Here is an 18,944-nt window from a genome sequence, read left to right on the forward strand (position 1 = left end):
CCGTGCCCAAGGTGGTGTCATTTCCTATTGCCGTTGGCAGAGCCCTGTCCCTGCTAACGGCTTTTTTTGGTGTTCTTCTCAGATTTTGACCAATCATTCAGCAGCAAAGCGTAGTCCGGCGTTTTCGACTGCCGTCGTGAAGGCGGCGCGCGCAGCACCAATCGGCAGCTTTCCGTCATGGGCATCGAAGAGGGCTTGCACCGTCGCCTGAAAAGCCATCGTGCTGCGATCGCCGGGCCACTCCTCGAACATGTACTGAGCTGCACTTTCGGTGCTGTTGATAATGAGATACCTGCCCGGAACGGGGGTTCCGACCTTTACTGGATCATCCCACCACTGGCGCTTCATCTTCTTTAATCCCCGGGTCCCCGAACTGCGCCAGAAGACAATTGTTCCACGCTCGCAAGCAAACACCGACGATGACCCGCTTTTTCTTGCCCTGGCCGATCACGCAATGACGACCAGAGTGTCTGCAGCCGGCGCGAGGACCAGCGAGGCTGGTGGGACTGAAAAAATCGCTATGCAGTTGTGAAGCATGATCGTGCGTTCCAATCCTCACTCCCGCACGACAGAAAAACTGCGCGGTCTCAACCTCAAGCTTTGGTAGTTCGTGACTCTCAGGCCCTATAGGTTTATTTATTATGCTGTAGCGGGATCGCTAAATTGAGGGAGGGCGGCATGTATAATCTGATCGTCTCCAGCAGAGAAGAACCGTGGGACGGAACGCCATTTGAAATCGATTTAACCAGATGCATCAGCATCTTTGAGTACACAGAAAAAGCGATAGCCGATAGATTTGACGTAACGACAGAGGCGTCGCAGCTACAGCTCATGAGGCTGCCGACCATATTTGCTCACGAAACTTTCCGTGAGCGCGCTCCCCATTTCGGCATTATCCGAGACATCGCCATTCGCCAGAAGCTGGTTCACATCGACTATGAGATCCAACCTCTTCCAAAGTTTCTGAGCTGGCAGGACATGACGGATAAGCATTTTATCCTCGACCTTGGCGATTGGGAAATGAACCGCACGCATTGGGCGGTTAAGGACACGAATTTACCCAAAGAACTGCAGCGACTGGGAATTACCCTGCCCTCCTGGACGAACCCCGTGGGGCGCGCGATAAACATAAACTCGCATCGCTTCGATGTCGGCTTGTCGTTTCCTGCTGAGGCAATGGGCCTGGTTGCAAAAGTTGCAACTCAGCTTGAAAAGAACATCGGCCCCCACTCTTACTTTTATGACTACAATTACCAGGGACAACTGGCGAGGCCGACAACAGACCTTCTGCTGCGGGACATCTACCAGAACCGTTCCAAGCTGATCGTCATATTCATCGGCTCCGACCATCAGTCCAAGACTTGGTGCGGTATCGAATGGAACACTATTCAGCAAATTGCTGCTCAAAGAGCGCATGATCGCGTTATGTATGTTCGCCTCGACCATGGCGACGCGGAGAGCGATCTTGGAACTGACGGGTACCTGGATGCGTGGGAATTCAGCCCGAGCGAAATAGCCGATGCAATTGCCCAGAGAGTTCAGTTTCTCTAGAGCGGTTCAGCGTTTCACGGAGTAGCTTTCCCGCTCTATCTCTTTGTTCTTACGCATTCCTGACGGAAAACCGCTGCACAGTTTTCCTGGAATTGCTCTAGCCGGCAGATCCGCCACCCTCGATTTGTCCATCATGAGGAGCCGCGAACACGCGCCGATATCGAACCGGTATCGACGTGTGCTTTATGACGCCGCACGCCGATTCTTCTCATAACTGCGTCCGAGATCGTATTTCGGCAGGACGCCAAAAGCAGCACGATACTCCTGAGAGAAGCGGCCCTGATGTATAAACCCCCAGCGGCGCGCGATTTCACTGACCGTCGCGGATGGCATGGCCGTCAACAGATCTTGGCGTGCGCCATCAAGGCGGAGCTGTCGTAGGTAAGCCATTGGGGTGACATTCAAAAATCGTCGAAAATTGATCTGCAGCGCCCGCACGCTGACACCCGCTGCCGCTGCCATGTCCGTGATCGTGATCGGCATTGCGATATGCGCTCTGGCGAACTCCAGCGCTCTTCGAAGCTGGCGAGGGGCAATTGTCTGCACCCGCGATCCGGTGTCCGAAAGCGTATGGGGCAGATTCTGCACCATCAGCAGACAGAACATCTCTTGGAAGCTAGTCAGGGCAATAGGAGAAATCTCGAGATTTTGATCGGCGCAAATCTCATCTCGGAAGAACCGCATGAGCTTGAAAAGATGCGCCGCCGGTCCCGCCGTCAGGTCCTGCAGGGGAACGAATTCGAAATCGACAGGCGGCAGACGTTCGAAGGTGCTGGTCAGGGCCGCGTGTACCGCGCTCCTCGGGACGCAAAATCCTTCGGCAACGGAGCCTGCGTGAATATTCACCGCGGAATAGCGGTCGGCCGTCGTCAGCAGTCCCGTGCAGGGCGTGATAGCATGCCTTATGCCGCCTGTTGCCAGATCGTAGCAGGTTCCATGCTCGAGAAAAAACATGAAGTCATCATTCTCGATCGTGACGGAAAAGGCGCGGTCCGTTGAGCTCGCCCCCACCCAGCCCACCAGCTCGCCAGCGCCATGAACACCGAATGAGAAGAGACCGCGGCTGTCGGTACTGAGAGGCCGATAGAAATTGTCCTGCTTTTCGCCAGTAAGCCATTCGGAGACTTCACTCGTTGTGAGTGACGTCGCCTCGAGTTTAAGCGTCAAAATTTCGGTCAACTTGCCCTACCCAATTCTCTGATTTTGTCGCGGTTAGGCCCCCATCTGCGTCTAACGAGAAATTGATTTGACATCAAACAGGCTTTTCAATGTCGACGACGTTTGGGGCAATAGGGTTTTGTAATGACGGCCTCGCATAAGCACGCATAACGTTTAGTTTATGACCTATTGCCACATTTTGCGGTTGCTCTATGTATCGCTTAAAGGTCAATGCATAGTTCAATGGCGCAGACATATTCCACGCTGATGTTCAGTTTCTCGACGCTCGACTTTCCTGAAAAAGATCGGTTTCACGCTTGGGTCAGAGACAATCACTGCGATTGCATCTTGCGGAGCGATGATTCCATTGCGTTCAACGCCGAAGCAACCGGCGCTGCTCTCGGTCCTCTTATCTTGTCCGGGAGACGGTGGCTCAATCGGACCCGGTCTTCGGCTTATGAAATCAATCGAAGCGGGCGGCACATACGGACCGACGGTCAGGATTTTTTTCGGTTCACCTTGATGGTGAGTGGCCGATTTTTGTGTCGATGGAACACGCCTCAACCCATAAAAGCGGCGGGGGATCTGTTCGTCCTTGACGCCGCTCAGGTGAACGAAGGCCTGGTCGAGGCGGGCGACGTGATCTCTTTGGTAGTGCCGAGAGATCTCCTGCCGCACCGGACCGCGCTTTTGCACGGGCAGACGCTGCCGGGTGGCGTAAGCCGTCTTCTTGGCGACCATCTGCTTTCGCTGTTGCGAAACCTTGCAAGCCTTACCGAGCATGAGATTCCCTATGTCGTTCAATCGACCCTGCAGCTTCTGACCGCCGCAGTCTCCCCGACACCGGATGCTTTGGTTGAGGCGAACGGTCCGATCCGAAATGCGCTGCGTGAGCGGATCCTGCGCTACATCGATACGCATTTGCTGGATGTCGATCTGACGCCCGATCGGATCTGCCGGGAGGTCGGCCTGTCGCGGGCAAAACTCTACCAATTGTTCGAAGGCAGCGGCGGTGTCATGCGGCAAATACAGCGCCGCAGGCTGCGTCGCGCCCACCAAGTGCTGGCAGACCCCAGCCGGCCGCAGCCGCATATCGCCGAGATCGCCTGGAGGCACGGCTTCTCGAACGAGAAATACTTCTATCGTCTGTTCAAGACCGAATTCGGCCACACCCCCGGCGAGACGCTGGAGAACATTCGCGCCGGCGCCGCGCTGAAACACGCCGCTCCCCATCGTCAAGACCATGTCAATCGGCCTTCGGGTTGGACATTGCCGTTCGGTGTGCCGGGCAATTGAAAATAGCCGATCGCATGCGGTGCAGGATCGTCCATAACAAGTGCACTTGCGTTTAGATTTCGGAAATCCACTGTAATCAGCCACGGCGCCACGTTATGCGAAGATCCCGACTCCGATAGAGGTCCCATCATTGCTGGACAGCATGCCGCAAACGACGGCCAGGCCGCGTCGGATTATCAACAGAGGACGTTTCGCTTTGCATAAGACAATTCTGTACGCTTTCGCCTTTGCCACTATCTCCCTCAGCTCCGCCCATGCCAGTCCATGCTCGCAGCATTATCAAAGCAGCGGCGTTCCCCTCGTAACCGCTGTGACCTACAAGACCTGGATGGAATTTCCGTCGGTCAATCCCACTGTTGCCTTTGACAAAGTATCCCGAGCGGTCCTGGCGGAAGGCTTTGTCGATGTGAATGCCGAGAAACAACTCGGCACGCTGACGGCCCAACAGGAAACGACTGGATCCGGACGTCCGCAGACTTTGCGAGTCGTCGTCAGGAAGAGCGGCAAGGGCAGCCGCGTCGATGCTCTTTTCATGGTGCCGCAAGGACAGGTTGCCCCCAGCATGAGCGACAACCTTTGCCGCGTCGTCAACTCTGTGGCCGATTGAGCGCCTTTTCTCAACGGTCATCGTTCCAGGAACAGCCGGCGTACATCTCCGGCGGCCCTTCTGAACGGGCCGCCATCGCCTCAGTAGAAGCTTACGCAACTGCCTGTGCGCCTGTTATCTCCACCAATGAGCCGCACATAAACTCCGCTTCGTTCGAGGCGAGGAAGGCGACGAGCGCCGCCACTTCTTCCGGCCTGCCGATCCGGCCGAAGGGAACCAGCCTGTCCAGGTCGGCGATGGTGCGGCCCGAACGAATGACGCCGGCCTCCAGCATCGGGGTGTGAATTTCACCCGGGCAGACGGCGTTGACCCGGATTTTGTGGGGCGCGTAGTCGCGTGCGAGATTCTGGGTGAAGGAGGCAACAGCGGCCTTGGTCACGTTATAGGCAATGTGATTCGGCGCGGGATGGAGACCCCATTGCGAGGCCGTGTTGACGATTGCCCCACCACCCGCCTCGATCATGTGCGGGATCACGGCTTTGCAGAGATGGAACATGGAATCGATGTTCACCGCGAAGCTCAGCCGCCAATCCTCCTCCGTAACGGAAAGCAGATTGCCACGGCGGTTGATCCCGGCATTGTTGCAAAGAATGTCGATATGCCCCTTCCTACCGATAACCTCCGCGATGAGTTCGCGGCAGGACTCGCCGTTGGCGATGTCCGCCACGATGGCTACCGCCTCTCCATGGGCTGCCTCAATTTCCGCGACGACAGTGCTGGCGGCATCACCGTTCATGTCGATGACCACGACATAGGCGCCCTCGCTTGCCAGCCGCTTGGCGATCGCCGAGCCGATGCCTCCACCTGCACCCGTTACGATCGCAACCTTGTTTTCAAATCGCTGCATTTTCTATCCCCCTATCGAATGTAGCTGCCGCCATTGACGTCGAGCGTTGCGCCGTTGAGTGAGCGCTGGGACGGCCGGAGAACAAAGGCGGTCAGTTCCGCGACTTCCTCCGGCAACGCCATAGCGCCGATGGGAATGTCGGCGACGGCGGCCGCCTCGCCGTTCTTGGCGATGAAGTCCTCGGCCATGTCGGTCCGTATCCAACCGGGAGCTATCGCGATGGCCGTCACGCCGTCCCCGCCGAAACTCCGCGCGATGGACTTGGTGAGATTGATCAGCGCCGCCTTCGATGCGCCATAGGCCATCGCGTCGGCCGAATAGCCGCGCTGACCCGCGCGGCTGGCGATATTGATGATCCGTCCGCCGCCATTTTGCTTGAAATGCAATATGGCGTTGCGGCTGAGGTCGGCAGCAGCGAACAGGTTGACCTGGAATTCGCCTTGCCAGGCGGAATGCCAAGTCTCCAGTCTGTCGGTCAGGGCGACCTCCGTGCGGATGCCCGCGGCATTCACCACGGCATGAATACGTCGCGCGGCATGCACTGCCTTGCTCCATAGTTCTTCCGGACCTTCTCGCGAGGAGAGATCTCCCTGAACCACGTGTCCTTTGCCACTGATCCTTTCGAGCAGCGCCTGCGCGGCTGCCTCATTCCGAGCGAAATGGATGATCGGCGTCGCGCCTTCAGCCGCCAAGCGTTTGACGATGGCTTGGCCCAAGCCGCCGGATGCTCCGGTGACCAGGACATTCATGCGATCTAGCGGATTGTCCATAACCATGCCTTCTCCCAATTCACTTGATGTACCAGCCCCATGGCTCTTCGCTGACGAAACGGGTGATCTGCTTGGTTTCGAGATAGTTTTCGAGGCCCCAGCGACCCAGCTCGCGGCCAATGCCCGACTGCTTGTAGCCGCCCCATGGCGCCTCGGTGAACGTCGGTTGCGAGCAATTGATCCAGACAATGCCGGCACGCAGGGCCGCAGCGACGCGGTCGGCGCGGGCGTCGTCCTTCGACATGACGGCAGCGGCGAGACCAAACCTGCTGTCATTGGCAAGCGCCACGGCTTCATCTTCCGACTTGAACGGTCTTACGCAGACGACCGGGCCGAAGATTTCCTCCTTCCAGGCATCGCTGTCGAGAGGCACGTCGGTGAGGACGGTCGGCTCGACATAGTATCCCTTGTTGAAACTCGCGGGACGCCCGCCGCCAACCGTGACCTTCGCACCATCAGTACGAGCGTTCTCGATTGCGGCCAGCACCTGGTTCATCTGCTTCTCCGACACCATCGGCCCGAGCAGCACGCCCGGTTCCTGGCCATCCCCGATCTTGATCTTCTTCGTCTCTTCGACAAGGCGGTCCATGAACCGGTCGTAAATGCCTTCCTGGACGAGCACACGCGACGTCGCCGAGCAGACCTCGCCCTGATTCCAGAAGATGCCGAACATGACCCATTCGACCGCGGCGTCGATGTCGGAATCGTCGAAGACGATAAAGGGCGACTTGCCGCCAAGCTCAAGGCTGACGCGCTTGATGTCGCGCGCCGCCGCCTGCATGATCCGTGAGCCGACAGGCCCCGAACCGGTGAAGGCGAGCTTGTCGACATCGGGGTGGTCGACCATCGCCTGGCCGGCCACCGAGCCTGCACCCGTCACGATGTTGAGGACGCCCGGCGGCAGGTCGGCAGCTTGTGCGATCGCGCCGAGTTCGAGCGCCGTCAGCGAGGTCAGTTCGGCAGGCTTGAGGACCATGGTGCAGCCCGCAGCCAGCGCCGGCGCGACCTTCCAGGCGGCCATCAGCAATGGGAAGTTCCAGGGAATGATGGCGGCGGCGACGCCGACGGGCTCCTTGACCGCCTTGGAGACGAAACGGCCGTCGGCGAGCGTGATTGCTTCCTCCGGCTTTTTGTCGAGACCCTCTGTGAGGTCGGCATAGAAATCAAAGCAACCGGCAGCATCGGCGATGTCCCACTCGGCTTCCGGCAAAGGCTTGCCGTTGTCTATGGTTTCCAGCCGTGCCAGTTCCTGCAACCGATCGCGGATACCGGCGCCGATCGCCCGAAGGTATTTTGCCCGTTCGGTGCCGGGCATCTTTGGCCAGGGACCCTGATCGAATGCGTGCCGCGCCGCCCGGACGGCAAGCTCGACATCTTCCGCCGTGCCCAGCGGGCCATGATGAACGACCTCTTCGGTCGCGGGATTGACGATCGGGAAGGTGCCGCCTTTGAGGGGGCGCGTCCATTGCCCGTCGATATAGAGTTCCGTGCGCATTGGTGTTTCTCCCGTGTTGAACGTGTCAGAAGCGGTCGACGCGATAAGGCCTGATGTCGAGCGGCGGCGGCGCGCCCGTGGCAAGATCGCCGATGATGCGGGCCGTGGTCGCCGCATAGGTCAAGCCAAGATGCCCGTGGCCGGTGGCGTAGAGGAGGTTGGTGATCTTGGCAGAGCGACCAATGATCGGAACCGTGTCGGGCAGTGCGGGTCGGTGTCCCATCCACTCACTGGTGCCTTCCACTTTCAGGCCGGGGAGAGCTTCGCGAGCGCGCTTAACCAGTACTTTGGCACGCTGGTAGTCCGGCAAAGCATCCAGCCCTGCCATCTCGACGGTCCCGCCGACACGCAGGCCACCGGCGGTCGGGGTCACCATGAAGGCTTTTGCAGGCCAGATGATCGAATGACGAAGACCAAGTCCGGGGGACATGATTTGCGTATGGTATCCGCGCTCGGTCTCAAGCGGGATCGGCTCTCCGAACTGTTTCGATATGCGCGCCGTGAAGGCTCCGGCGCAGAGCGCGAGCTGGTCCGTGCCGATGGCACGGCCATCTCCGAGCCTGACGGCATCCACACCCGAAGCCGAACGGTCGAATCCAGCGACATCGCCCTTGATGAATTTCCCGCCAAGTTCCTTGAACTTGTCGAATATGCCGACCACCAGCTTGTAAGGATCGCGAATGGAACGGTTGTCAGGGAACAGGACCGCCCTGGCAATCCGGTCACTGATCTCCGGCTCCAGTGCGTGGATATCATCGCGTCCGAGATGCCTGTGCGCAAAGCCGAAGCGTTCGAGGATTTCGATATGGTCGCGGTCGGCGGCAAGTTCGGCATCGTTGGCGTAGAGCGCGAGGCACCCTTCCTCCGTCAGCATGTCAGACAGGCCCGTGTCTCGAAGGAGCGGAAGCAAATCCTCGTAGACACGCTTGCAGAGTGCGGCTCCCTGCCCTTCGAGCTGCCTCAGCTTGGATTGCCTGCTGGCGGCCAGGAAGCGCGCGAACCAAGGCGTGAGTTTCGGCATGTAGGACGGCCGTACCCTCACCGGCCCTTCCGGATCGAGCAGCCATTTCGGCATCTGTTTCCAGATGGCGGGGCGCGACGCAGGCATGAACTCGGTGACGGCGATGGAGGCCATGTTGCCGAACGAAGCACCCCGGCCCGGCTCGTCCCGGTCGACAATGATCACTGACTTGCCGCGGCGCTGAAGCTCATAGGCGATGGCAACGCCGATGATACCCGCTCCGACCACCACAAGGTTCCGTTCCGACTTCATATTCTCAACTCTCTCCGGGAGGCTTTCTCAGACGGTGGTCACCAGGTGTCAGCCACCGTGAAACCCTGCTGATAGGGGTCCGTCGGATCCATGCCCATCTGGTATAGGCCGGTGATCCAAGCCTGTCCTGCGATGGCGGGAACGACGGCATCGTAACGGCCGACTTTCGCCAGTCCGTCGATGGTGCAGATAAACCTGCTGCCCGTGATCGATTCATGGATGAGGGTTTCTCCCTCCTTCATAAGACCCTTGGCATGCAGCAATGCGAGCCTTGCGGACGAGCCCGTGCCGCAGGGCGAGCGGTCGCAGCGGCCCGGCGAAACGACGACGCAATTTCTTGAGACGAGTTGCCCGTTCTCGCGCCGCAACGGCCCCATGAATTCGGTATTGGTGATCCCCGGAATGGCGGGGTTTTCGGGATGCTCGACGGCGAGCTGTTCGGCGGCCGCGAACTTCAGCTTCTGGCCAACTTCGCAGAGATCGCGCGCTTCGGAGGGATCGATCGCAAAGCCGAGATCGGCGGCATCGACCATGGTGTAGGTCATCCCGCCATAGACGATATCGACGCGCACGCTGCCGAGCCCGGCGACCTCGATGTAACGGTCGATGTGGTAGCAGAACGCCGGCTGGTTCACGAGGCGGACGCTCGTCACCTTACCGTCCGAGCATTCGCACCGAACGCGGATCAGACCGGCCGGCGACTCCAATGTCAGATTGGTGACGGGTTCCTGCATCGGCAGGATCCCCGTTTCCAGAAGAACCGTCGCCACGCACATCGTATTCGACCCGGACATGGCAGGGTACTCGGTCGTCTCGAGGATGACGTAGCCCATATCCGCATCCGGGTGGTTCGACGGCAGGACGATGTTGGCGTTGTGCCAGACGGCGCCGCGCGGTTCGAACAGGACCATCTTGCGGATGTCGTCCATCTGAGCTTCGAGATGGAGCCTCTTGTCGAACATCGTCTTGCCCGGCACCTGGCCGACTCCGCCGACGATGACTTTGCCGCTTTCGCCCTCGGCATGGCAATCGACCACGGACAGAACTTTCTTGAAGCGCATCTCAAATCTCCCCCGAATACCAATGAAATCGCGGAGCGGCAGCACGCCACTCCGCAACGTCGGTTACCAATTCAGGATCGGTTGCATCGCCGCCTTGAATTCCGCCTTCTCGGCATCGGTGAGCGGGCCGAGCGGCGCGCGGCATTCGCCGACGGGCATGCCCTGCAATTCGCAGCCATATTTGATCTTCTGCACGAACTTGCCTGACTCGAGGATGTTCATGGCGCGGTAGAGCGTCTTCATCATCTCGCGGGCCTTGCCGAGGTCTCCCGCCTTATAGGTGCGGTCGAGATCGCAGCATGCCTTGGCCATGCAGTTGGACGGGCCGCAAATCCAGGATTCGGCGCCCCAGAACATAAAGTCGAGCGCAATGTCGTCCGAGCCGCTGACGAGCTGGATCTTGCCCTCGTAGCGGCTGGCGATGTCGACGGCGCGCTGCAGCACGCCGGAGCTTTCCTTGATGCCAATGACGCGCGGATTGTCAGCGAAATGGTCCATCAGTTCGAAGCTGATGTCGGAGCCATCCTTTGCCGGGTAGCTGTAGAGGACCAGATTGACATCGACCGCATCGAGCACCGTTTCGTAATGCTTGATAAGCTCTTCCTGGGTCGGGCGGGTGTAGAAGGGCGGTGCGAGCAGGACCGTGTCGTAGCCGATATCCTTGGCCATCGCCGTCTGCTCGATCACCTCGCGGGTGGCAGGCGCATTGGTCCCGGCAATCAGGATTTCACCTGGCTTGGCAAAATCGCGGACGAACTTCAGAACATCGCGCCGCTCTTCGTTGGACTGGCTGAAATATTCCCCGGTCGAGCCATTCGGAACCCAACCGGTCACCCCCGCTTCGCGCAAATGGGCGAGAAGCTTCTCGAAGGCCTTGAAGTCGATCCTGTTGTTCTTGTCGAACGGCGTGACGAGAGCGGGCATGACGCCTGAAAGTTTCATTGGGTGTCTCCGGTTTCAATAATTGGGCACGTGCGACTAGTACGCGCTCCCGGCGCGGTGTCGTACTCGACAGGAAGCGGCCGAAGACATCGGATCTTACGGACCAGCAGGCGGCTGAATTCTGTCGTCTCGATGTCGACTGAATATTTATGTCGTCTTGATGTCGACAAAGTCAAGCATAAAAATTAGCATGCCGAACGCTATCCAACGCGTCTGCGGTGATGGACTACGACAAGAAGCGTCCGACCGAGAAAACAGGGAAGGAAGGTGCAGGATGTTGGGAGAATGTCTCGTGCAGGGGGCGCAAGCTGGCGAGGTTCTGTTCGCGAATATCGGCCTTAGCTTCATGGGAGGGGTGAACCCGAAAACGGGAGAGGTCATCGACACCCATCATCCCCTTAATGGCAAAAGCGTATGCGGAAAGGTACTGGCCATTCCCAGCGGACGGGGATCATGCGCCGGGAGCCTTGCGATATTCGAGCTCCTGATGAACGGGCACGCCCCGAAAGCCCTCATTTTCCAGCACAGGGAGACGATCCTCACCCTTGGCGTCATCATAGCCAAGGAGCTTTTCGACAAGGGGATTCCAGTTGTTTGCCTCAAACCCGAGGATTTCGCGTCGCTGGCAAGCGCCTCCCACGCGGTCGTGCGGCACGGTTCAGTCGAGGTCCTCGATACTCCACCATCTTCGGTGTCCGGCGGGGATGACTTGCCACACCTCGACCTAGATGGCTTCGATCTCACGGAAAACGATCGCCATTTCCTTGCCGGGGCGTATGGGGAGGCTGGAAAGGTCGCGATGCGGATCATCATACGCACCGCCCAGCTCGAAGGTGCCAACAGCCTCATCGATATCGACATGGCGCATATCGACGGATGTTTCTATCACGGCCCGGCAGGGTTGGAATTCGCCAAAAGGCTCCTCGATTTGGGAGGTCGTGTCAGGGTGCCTTCGTCTATGAACGCCCTTTGCGTCGACCGCCGCCAATGGAAACACCTCGGAGTCGACGACAAAATGGGCCTCCCATCTGACGAGCTGGCGGAAACCTATGTGAAGATGGGCGTCAAGCCGACCTACACCTGCGCTCCCTATCTGCTCGACGGCGCGCCGGTATTCGGCCAGCAGATCGCGTGGGCGGAGTCAAACGCGGTCGTCTTCGCAAATTCCGTCCTGGGCGCGCGGACGATGAAATATCCCGACTACCTCGACATTCTGGTCGCCATCACGGGACGCGCGCCGAACGCCGACTGCCATGTGGAATCCAAGCGCCTTGCGACGCTCAGGATCGATGTCCCACGGCCGCTCGAACCGGACGATTCCTATTACCCTGCGCTGGGATACCATATCGGAAAGATTGCCACGAACGACATACCTGTGATTTGCGGGCTGGAAGACCTGGCGATTTCGCGTGATGACCTCAAGGCGTTCGGCGCAGCTTTTGCGACCACCTCCGCGGCGGCGATGTTCCATATCGTAAGCATTACTCCGGAAGCCGGGACTGTCGAGGAAGCAACGGGAGCTTCCGATTGCAGAAGCCATATCGTCAGTGTCGAGGAATTGACGGAAACCTGGCACGAGTTGAACAACGCCGTCACACCAGACGTGGACCTCGTTTCCCTCGGCAATCCCCACTTTTCGCTGACGGAATGCGAGCGACTTTCCAAACTATGCGCCGGCAGAAAAAAGGCTGACGGCGTCAGTCTCATCATCACCTGCGGACGCGACGTGTTCGAAAAGGCAAAGGCTGCAGGTTATGTGAAGACAATCTCCGACTTCGGCGGCAAGTTCATGAACGATACCTGCTGGTGTCTGATCGGCGAACCTGTTGTGGCGCGTGAAGTCAGAAATATCCTGACGAACTCAGGAAAATATGCCCACTACGGCCCGGCCGTGGTCAACAAGGGCTTCCATTTCGGAAGCTTGGAGCGGTGTGTGGATGCCGCATGCAAGGGTTATGTCGATCCCGCCCTTCCCGTTTGGCTGTCGGTCTGACAAAAGTTTCGGCTTGTTTTCCTGTTCCAATGCCGAAACCTGTTGACCGCAAGAATTGTAGTTTTAATGTCGACAAATAACTCGGCCTGCTTCAGCAGGCAAAAAACGTTGCGTGCGGCGCAGAGTCAGGTCATTGACAACAGGTGACCACCGCGAAACGCGAGGCAGCGATTTAGGAGTACAGGATGCGAGAACAGCGCACCGATCAAAAAGCCGAAACGCCCAAGGAGACGGGCAGCTCTCGTGTCTACCAAAAGCTCCGCGATGATATCCTGCGCGTTCATATCGCTCCTGGCGCCCCGCTGGATGAAATAAGTCTCAGCGAGCGCTTTGACCTGTCGAGATCGCCCATTCGGGAAGCCCTGGTCCGGCTTTCAGGCGAAGGACTGGTTCAAATTCTGCCGAACCGCAGCACGATCGTAACGCCGATGGAATTCGACAAAATGCCGGAATTCCTAGATGCCCTGGATCTTTTGCAGCGCGTGGTGACGCGCCTTGCAGCACTACATCGCACGAGTGCGGACTTCACAAAGATCCGTGCCGCCCAGAAAAACTACGAGGTCGAGGCCCAGAAGGCGTTGATCTCCGGTGATTGCATCGGAATGATCGAGAAGAACTTCGAATTTCATATGTCCATTGCCTACGCCTGCAGAAACTCCTACTTCGCCGATTCATATCGCCGCCTCCTGCAAGAGGGGCGACGCCTCTTGTTCTTTCATTTCAAATATCAATCGCTGGATCCGAACCTCTCCGTCGAAGAGCTGGCGGAAGGCCATACGGCAATGGTTGCCGCCATCGAGGAACAAAATGCCGACGCCGCGGAACATCAGGCGCATTTGCATGCCGTTCAGTTCAGAGGCCGGTTCATGGAGTTCCTGAACCAGAATCTGACGGCCAAGCTCTCACTCGATTATGGGAAATAGACCGCCGCTCCGATGCGTTTCTAATATCCAAAATAGCTGACCATCAGGTCAATCTGCGAGTCGAGCATGCCTGCGCCATAGCGGATTTCGCAACCGGCCGCTTGAGCGGCTTTCAGCAGCGGCGTTTCGCGCGGCTTCATAATGATGTCGGCGACCATGATGTCCGGCCGCAGTTCCGAGACGTCGACCGGCAACGGGTCTTTGTCCGGATATAAGCCGCATGGCGTGGCGTTGATCAGCAAATCGATATCAGCGAGATGGTTGCCCGAGGCGGTGACATCGAAATCGGGATAACGCCTGCTGATCTCGTGGACCAGCGCCTGAGTGCGCGCGCCATCGACGTCACTCACCCGAAGGGAACGGCAACCGGTTTTTGCCAGACTGAATGCAATCGCTTTCCCGGCACCACCAGCCCCGACCAACAATACTCTTCGATCGCGGGCATCAACCCCTTCATTCAGCACGCCGCGAAGGAAGCCTCGCCCATCCAAATTTGTCGCGATCATCCGGCCGTCGTCGGTTCTCCTGATCACGTTGGCGGCCCCCAGCTCGCTGGCAACATCATCGGCTTCGTCAGCAAGCTCAAGCGCCTGCTCTTTTAGCGGTACGCTGACGACGATTCCGCCCAGATTCTTTGTCCGCTTCATCGCCGACCAGCCGAGCACGAAATCCTCTGGCGTATAGTGAATTGGCACCATCACAGCATCGATGCCCCGCGCAGCGAAGACCGGATTGATCACCTCGGGCGTCCTGACGTGCCCGATCGGATCTGCCAACATGTAAAAAATCTTCGTCTTTCCGGAAATCATGCGCGCAAGCCTTTCTGCAGGTTTGAGCGTCCTGTGTGACGCGCAATTTTCAAATCCTTGCATATTGCCTATGGAATGTCGACATTAGATATGCAATATCTTTTTCAGCAGTCAAGCGCGGTCCTGGACAAGTGCCAGCGGAAGCGGAAGCGGTTTGATGAGAGCCGTTCGACTGCCTGCAAAGAGAAAAACCGGAGATCCCCATGCCCGTCGTCAGAGTCGAAATGTTAAGTGGCCGTAGCCAGCAGCAAAAGAATGAAATTGCCGAGGTTTTCACGAAGGAACTCGCTCGGATCGCGGGCTGCGGGATCAAGGACGTGCAGATCGTTTTCAGTGAAGTCGATAGAGGCAACTGGGCGGTCGGCGGCGTCATATCAACTCCCCATGCGGCAGCCTCCAAAGCAAGTTGAAGAGGCATAGCCCGTGAGCGATGTGACGATCATTGGCGGTGGTATCATAGGCGTATGTACGGCCATTGCTTTGCAAAATGAGGGTTTTTCGGTCGAACTCGTCGATCGTGGAATTGCAACCGAAGGCGCTAGCTACGGCAATTGCGGCCTTCTCGCCGTCGGAGAAGTGGTTCCCATCTCCAAGCCCGGGGTCATCACCAAAATACCAAAATGGCTGCTCGATCCGGAAAGCCCGCTGTTCGTGCGTCCAAAGGACATGATCACGCAGATGCCCTGGCTGCTGCGTTTCCTTTGGTCCGGACGGCGAAAGCGCGTTCTTGAGATTGCCAAAGCTATGGCGCCTCTGACGCACCGGGCCGAGGACGACTATAAGGCATTGTTTGCGCAAGTCGGCATATCCGACAATCTTGTGCCGGCAGAGAACATCACGGCCTTCAACTCCAAGGCCGATTACGAAGCCGATCAGTTTTCGTGGGACCTTCGTCGGCAGCATGGCTTCAATCACAGGTTCCTCACAGGTGAGGAATTGCGATCACTCGAACCGGCTCTCGACGGCCCGATTTCATGCGGGGTGCTGCTGGAAGGGTGGCTGCAGTTCTCCGATCCAGGGCTTGTGCAACAGCGGCTTACCAAGTTCTACGTCTCGCGTGGCGGAAAGCTTCGTACTGCCTCCGTCGAGCGCATCGAGACGGATGGCAAAAAGGCGGTGGCCGTTCATCTCGCAGGTGGAGAAAGGCTGCAGGTTCGCTGTCTGGCAATCTGTGCCGGCGCCTGGAGCGGCAAGCTCGTGCGCCATCTCGGCATCAAGGTACCCATTGCGGCGCTTCAGGGATATCACCATCACCTGCCGAAACCGGGGGTAACGCTTAACCGCGCCGTGCTTTACGCCAATGGCGGCTTCGTGCTGACGCCGATGGAAAGTGGTTTGCGAATTGGAGGAACCATAGAGGTTGCCGGCGTCGATCCGCGTCCGAACTTCGAGCGCGCCAACATCATTGCGCGCAAGGCTGTCGGCATTTTGCCGGGGCTCGACATCTCGGGTGGACAACAATGGATGGGGCCGAGACCCTTCATGCCCGACACTCTGCCTGTTATCGACCGTGCGCCAAACCATGACAACGTCATCCTGGCATTCGGCCACGGACAGGTGGGAATGACCCTTGGCGCAACGACCGGCAGGATCGTATCCGATCTCATCGCCGGACGAACTCCGGGGTTGGATCTGTCCCCCTATCGTTCCACCCGCTTCTGATACCGGCGCAACAATCTCATGGGAACTCGATCAGACCTGATGCATGCCTGAAAAGCCGGCCACGACGGTCTGTCGCGGCCGGCGCGTCTTCATCAAGACAGGCTTGGTTTGTCCCAGAGATTGAGCAATTGGCCGATGCCTTTTTCCTTGGCGCTCTGATACATTTCGAAGCCCCAGCTAATGTCGAAAACCGCCATACCGCAGGCGATGAAAATCACCCGCTCGGTCGCGCTCTCGCGACCCGGCTTCTTGCCGTTGACGACATCGCCAAGGCCGGTCGACTCTTTCAGCGGAGGCAGTTTACCGGCATCGATCAGCCGATAAAACGGGCCGCCGATGACGCCGCTGTAATAGGCATCCTTGTTGCCCGACGCGATTGCATCCTCGACATAGGCCTCTTGTAACGGCGTATGGTCATAGACGATCTTGCATCCGGTGAGGAACGACTCGTCGGTATTGACCGGACCTGACACGAGAATGGTTGCGCCGTTCTTGATCCATTCGTCCTTGAAATGAAGCGGCTTCAGGCGCGAGGCGGCGACGGTGATCACATCGGCGTCGCGAAAACCGGCCTCGGTTTCGTCCACGCCAACGGCTGTGACGCCGTATTTTCCTTCGGCCCAGCGGGCAAACTCGTTTGCCTTGTCCAGGAAGAGGTCGAAGCAGACAACCTTCTCGACCGCCTTGAGCTGAGTCATGATCGCCGTGAAACAGGCCTTGTTGATCGGACCACAGCCGACGACCGACACGATCTTCGCATCGGCGTTAGCAAGGTGCTTCGCCGCCACGCCAGGCACGGCGCCCGTGCGCGCCGCGCTCAGAAGGTTCGCTGACATCAGCGCCAGCGGCGCACCGGTATCCTTGTCATTGATCATCACCGTCAGGATGGAACGCGGCAATCCCTTTTCGGCATTGGCGTGGTTGGAGCCATACCATTTGTTGCCGCATACATCGAAGCGTCCACCGAGGTAGCCGGGCATCGCGGCGAAACGACGGTCCGGCCCTGCGACCGGCATATTCGGAAACTTCGTCTCCTTCGGGAAAACGATGTTCATGCCGTGATTGTTGTGATTGGCGCCGCCCATCAAATAGTCACCCTCGCCAAGCAGGCTGAAGGTCTCTTCACAGACGGTCACGCAACGTTCGGCATCAAGCACGCCGGCGGCGATCATGTCCGGTTCTGAAAGATAGAGAAAGTCGATCTTAGGATACATTGGGGCAACCTTTTCTGAGAGGCGTTGAGCATTTCATGCAGTTTGCTGCCGCGGGCGCGAACGCCGCGTCAGAATTTGAGAAGTGGCGATATGTCGTAGAGGCGGCAGCCGGGGCTTCTCGCATTTGCGCGCATCAGGAAGTTCAGCTTTTCAATGCGCTCGCCCGAGCGGGGCGCACCGTTCTTCTGGAATGGGACTTGCAGGCCGACCGAGAAATCCATCACGACATCATCGACCACTCCGCCGGAGCGTCCGGACGGCACGGCGATCATCCCGTGCTCCTCGGCGAAGCGGTAGGCATCCATTGCTTCCGTGACCGTGCCGACCTGATTTGGCTTGAGGACAAAACCGTCCACGGCCCGCGTCTCATGAGCCCGTCGAAGCAGCGCCAGGTTGGTCACCGTCAGGTCATCACCCAGGACGATGGTGCGGTCCAATGCCCGAACAGCCTTGCTGTAGCCCGCCCAATCATTTTCATCGAGCAGGTCCTCGATGAAAACCAGGTTGAATTTCTCGGTCAGCGACTTCGCATAGGCAATCAGATCGTCCGATGAAACCCGCTTGCCTTTCAGGAGGTAAGTGCCGGTTTCCCGGTCGAACATCTCGCTTGAGGCACAATCGAGCGCGAAGGCGATCCGGCCGGCCAGTCCGCATTGGTCGATGGCCTTCTGCATAAGCCCGAGCACCACCTCAGGGTCGTCCGAGGGTGCCGCATAGCCGTAGGAGCTGGCTACCTGCGGCTTATGCCCCAGATGATCCTTCAATATGTCGGCAAGCTTCTCGAAAACGCTCACTGCCATTTCGATCGAATAGTCGACGCTGTCAGTGCCATAGGGGACGATCAGGAATTCGTTGAACGCCTGAGTGAACCCATCGTATCGCCCGCCATTGATCACGTTGAAACAGGGCACAGGCACGGTCTTGATCCCGCTGCCTGCAATGTGGTCGTAAAGCGGTATCCGGCGCGCATCCGCCGCCGCACGGAAAGCGGCGATGGACACCGAGTAAATGGTATTGCCGCCGAGATTCCTCTTGTCTGGAGTACCATCGAGCGCGATCATCTTCTCATCGATGGCGCGCTGGTCGAATACGTTCATTCCGATCAGCGCGGGACCGATGAGGTTCACCGCATTGTCGACCGCCTTATGGACGCTCAGTCCCTTGTAGGTCCTGGAGTCGCCGTCGCGCAGGACAAATGCTTCATACATGCCCACTGAAGTACCGGTCGGCGCAGCGCCCCGGCCCATCGCTCCGCTTTCGGTGTGTATCTCCACTTCGACGGCAGGGCGGCATTTGCAGTCAATGATCTGCTGTGCCCGGATGGATGTGATCCTGTCTTCCAT

The 18,944-nt window shown here is 58.4% G+C and carries 18 protein-coding genes; 7 read left to right on the top strand and 11 right to left on the bottom strand.

All coding sequences use genetic code 11. The annotated features are described in order from the left end of the window. Positions 1 to 93 precede the first annotated feature (93 nt). Positions 94 to 348, bottom strand: coding sequence for a DUF982 domain-containing protein (locus PH547_RS16360; protein WP_285168852.1), 255 nt, complete (start codon positions 346 to 348; stop codon positions 94 to 96). Positions 349 to 678: 330 nt separating this feature from the next. On the opposite strand from PH547_RS16360, the gene PH547_RS16365 reads away from it, so the two are divergent. Continuing rightward, positions 679 to 1,551 (top strand): TIR domain-containing protein, encoded by an 873-nt coding sequence (locus PH547_RS16365; protein ID WP_285168853.1) that lies wholly within the window; start codon positions 679 to 681, stop codon positions 1,549 to 1,551. A gap of 183 nt (positions 1,552 to 1,734) precedes the next feature. Here PH547_RS16365 and PH547_RS16370 read toward each other — a convergent pair whose 3' ends face one another. After that, a complete protein-coding gene (locus PH547_RS16370) occupies positions 1,735 to 2,730 on the bottom strand; it encodes a helix-turn-helix transcriptional regulator (protein WP_104826103.1) in 996 nt (331 codons plus the stop codon). Positions 2,731 to 2,976: 246 nt separating this feature from the next. Between PH547_RS16370 and PH547_RS16375 the strand changes: the two genes are divergently transcribed. Beyond that, positions 2,977 to 4,005, top strand: coding sequence for a helix-turn-helix domain-containing protein (locus PH547_RS16375; RefSeq protein WP_285168913.1), 1,029 nt, complete (start codon positions 2,977 to 2,979; stop codon positions 4,003 to 4,005). Positions 4,006 to 4,201: 196 nt separating this feature from the next. After that, positions 4,202 to 4,612: a hypothetical protein gene (locus PH547_RS16380; protein WP_260304670.1), complete on the top strand. Its 411-nt coding sequence runs from the start codon at positions 4,202 to 4,204 to the stop codon at positions 4,610 to 4,612. Between the two features lie 91 nt (positions 4,613 to 4,703). On the opposite strand, the gene PH547_RS16385 is transcribed toward PH547_RS16380, so the two are convergent. The 6 genes from PH547_RS16385 to dapA all read right to left on the bottom strand — a co-directional run bounded on the left by PH547_RS16385 (position 4,704) and on the right by dapA (position 11,000). Further along, entirely contained in the window at positions 4,704 to 5,459 is a 756-nt protein-coding gene (locus tag PH547_RS16385; RefSeq protein ID WP_285168854.1) for an SDR family NAD(P)-dependent oxidoreductase, read from the bottom strand. 11 nt (positions 5,460 to 5,470) lie between these two features. Continuing rightward, complete coding sequence (locus tag PH547_RS16390) at positions 5,471 to 6,229, bottom strand: SDR family NAD(P)-dependent oxidoreductase (protein WP_285168914.1); 759 nt, start codon at positions 6,227 to 6,229, stop codon at positions 5,471 to 5,473. Between the two features lie 19 nt (positions 6,230 to 6,248). After that, positions 6,249 to 7,724, bottom strand: a complete 1,476-nt coding sequence (locus PH547_RS16395) for an aldehyde dehydrogenase family protein (RefSeq protein ID WP_285168855.1) — start codon at positions 7,722 to 7,724, stop codon at positions 6,249 to 6,251. 25 nt (positions 7,725 to 7,749) lie between these two features. Beyond that, complete coding sequence (locus PH547_RS16400; protein WP_260304667.1) at positions 7,750 to 8,997, bottom strand: NAD(P)/FAD-dependent oxidoreductase; 1,248 nt, start codon at positions 8,995 to 8,997, stop codon at positions 7,750 to 7,752. Between the two features lie 38 nt (positions 8,998 to 9,035). Continuing rightward, positions 9,036 to 10,058, bottom strand: a complete 1,023-nt coding sequence (locus PH547_RS16405) for a proline racemase family protein (RefSeq protein ID WP_285168856.1) — start codon at positions 10,056 to 10,058, stop codon at positions 9,036 to 9,038. Between the two features lie 63 nt (positions 10,059 to 10,121). Beyond that, on the bottom strand, positions 10,122 to 11,000 hold the full coding sequence (dapA, locus tag PH547_RS16410; RefSeq protein ID WP_260304665.1) for a 4-hydroxy-tetrahydrodipicolinate synthase: 879 nt from the start codon (positions 10,998 to 11,000) through the stop codon (positions 10,122 to 10,124). A 274-nt stretch (positions 11,001 to 11,274) separates the two neighbouring features. On the opposite strand from dapA, the gene lhpI reads away from it, so the two are divergent. Both lhpI and PH547_RS16420 read left to right on the top strand, forming a co-directional pair. Continuing rightward, complete coding sequence (gene lhpI, locus PH547_RS16415; RefSeq protein ID WP_285168857.1) at positions 11,275 to 12,993, top strand: cis-3-hydroxy-L-proline dehydratase; 1,719 nt, start codon at positions 11,275 to 11,277, stop codon at positions 12,991 to 12,993. A 185-nt stretch (positions 12,994 to 13,178) separates the two neighbouring features. Then, on the top strand, positions 13,179 to 13,916 hold the full coding sequence (locus PH547_RS16420; protein WP_104826095.1) for a GntR family transcriptional regulator: 738 nt from the start codon (positions 13,179 to 13,181) through the stop codon (positions 13,914 to 13,916). A gap of 20 nt (positions 13,917 to 13,936) precedes the next feature. Here PH547_RS16420 and PH547_RS16425 read toward each other — a convergent pair whose 3' ends face one another. Then, positions 13,937 to 14,725, bottom strand: coding sequence for a shikimate dehydrogenase family protein (locus PH547_RS16425; RefSeq protein ID WP_285168858.1), 789 nt, complete (start codon positions 14,723 to 14,725; stop codon positions 13,937 to 13,939). 203 nt (positions 14,726 to 14,928) lie between these two features. On the opposite strand from PH547_RS16425, the gene PH547_RS16430 reads away from it, so the two are divergent. Together PH547_RS16430 and PH547_RS16435 are read left to right on the top strand one after the other, a co-directional pair. Next, the gene (locus PH547_RS16430) at positions 14,929 to 15,135 is read left to right on the top strand and encodes a tautomerase family protein (RefSeq protein ID WP_285168859.1); all 207 of its coding nucleotides are present in this window, start codon (positions 14,929 to 14,931) and stop codon (positions 15,133 to 15,135) included. A gap of 13 nt (positions 15,136 to 15,148) precedes the next feature. Continuing rightward, positions 15,149 to 16,387 (top strand): NAD(P)/FAD-dependent oxidoreductase, encoded by a 1,239-nt coding sequence (locus tag PH547_RS16435; RefSeq protein WP_285168860.1) that lies wholly within the window; start codon positions 15,149 to 15,151, stop codon positions 16,385 to 16,387. 92 nt (positions 16,388 to 16,479) lie between these two features. On the opposite strand, the gene PH547_RS16440 is transcribed toward PH547_RS16435, so the two are convergent. Together PH547_RS16440 and eno are read right to left on the bottom strand one after the other, a co-directional pair. Continuing rightward, positions 16,480 to 17,601 carry a tyramine oxidase subunit B gene (locus PH547_RS16440; RefSeq protein WP_285168861.1) on the bottom strand — a complete coding sequence of 374 codons (1,122 nt, stop codon included), beginning with the start codon at positions 17,599 to 17,601 and terminating at the stop codon, positions 16,480 to 16,482. A gap of 68 nt (positions 17,602 to 17,669) precedes the next feature. Beyond that, positions 17,670 to 18,944: a phosphopyruvate hydratase gene (eno, locus tag PH547_RS16445; protein WP_285168862.1), complete on the bottom strand. Its 1,275-nt coding sequence runs from the start codon at positions 18,942 to 18,944 to the stop codon at positions 17,670 to 17,672.

It is taken from the genome of Rhizobium cerradonense, from assembly GCF_030182455.1.
GTDB lineage: Bacteria > Pseudomonadota > Alphaproteobacteria > Rhizobiales > Rhizobiaceae > Rhizobium.

Coding starts and splice junctions, on each gene's coding strand:
- PH547_RS16440 (WP_285168861.1), bottom strand. CDS start 17,601: ATGTATCCTAAGATCGACTTTCTCTATCTTTCAGAACCGGACATGATC.
- PH547_RS16385 (WP_285168854.1), bottom strand. CDS start 5,459: ATGCAGCGATTTGAAAACAAGGTTGCGATCGTAACGGGTGCAGGTGGA.
- lhpI (WP_285168857.1), top strand. CDS start 11,275: ATGTTGGGAGAATGTCTCGTGCAGGGGGCGCAAGCTGGCGAGGTTCTG.
- PH547_RS16400 (WP_260304667.1), bottom strand. CDS start 8,997: ATGAAGTCGGAACGGAACCTTGTGGTGGTCGGAGCGGGTATCATCGGC.
- PH547_RS16405 (WP_285168856.1), bottom strand. CDS start 10,058: ATGCGCTTCAAGAAAGTTCTGTCCGTGGTCGATTGCCATGCCGAGGGC.
- PH547_RS16390 (WP_285168914.1), bottom strand. CDS start 6,229: ATGGACAATCCGCTAGATCGCATGAATGTCCTGGTCACCGGAGCATCC.
- PH547_RS16425 (WP_285168858.1), bottom strand. CDS start 14,725: ATGATTTCCGGAAAGACGAAGATTTTTTACATGTTGGCAGATCCGATC.
- PH547_RS16365 (WP_285168853.1), top strand. CDS start 679: ATGTATAATCTGATCGTCTCCAGCAGAGAAGAACCGTGGGACGGAACG.
- eno (WP_285168862.1), bottom strand. CDS start 18,944: ATGGAAGACAGGATCACATCCATCCGGGCACAGCAGATCATTGACTGC.
- PH547_RS16395 (WP_285168855.1), bottom strand. CDS start 7,724: ATGCGCACGGAACTCTATATCGACGGGCAATGGACGCGCCCCCTCAAA.
- PH547_RS16360 (WP_285168852.1), bottom strand. CDS start 348: ATGAAGCGCCAGTGGTGGGATGATCCAGTAAAGGTCGGAACCCCCGTT.
- PH547_RS16430 (WP_285168859.1), top strand. CDS start 14,929: ATGCCCGTCGTCAGAGTCGAAATGTTAAGTGGCCGTAGCCAGCAGCAA.
- dapA (WP_260304665.1), bottom strand. CDS start 11,000: ATGAAACTTTCAGGCGTCATGCCCGCTCTCGTCACGCCGTTCGACAAG.
- PH547_RS16420 (WP_104826095.1), top strand. CDS start 13,179: ATGCGAGAACAGCGCACCGATCAAAAAGCCGAAACGCCCAAGGAGACG.
- PH547_RS16375 (WP_285168913.1), top strand. CDS start 2,977: ATGTTCAGTTTCTCGACGCTCGACTTTCCTGAAAAAGATCGGTTTCAC.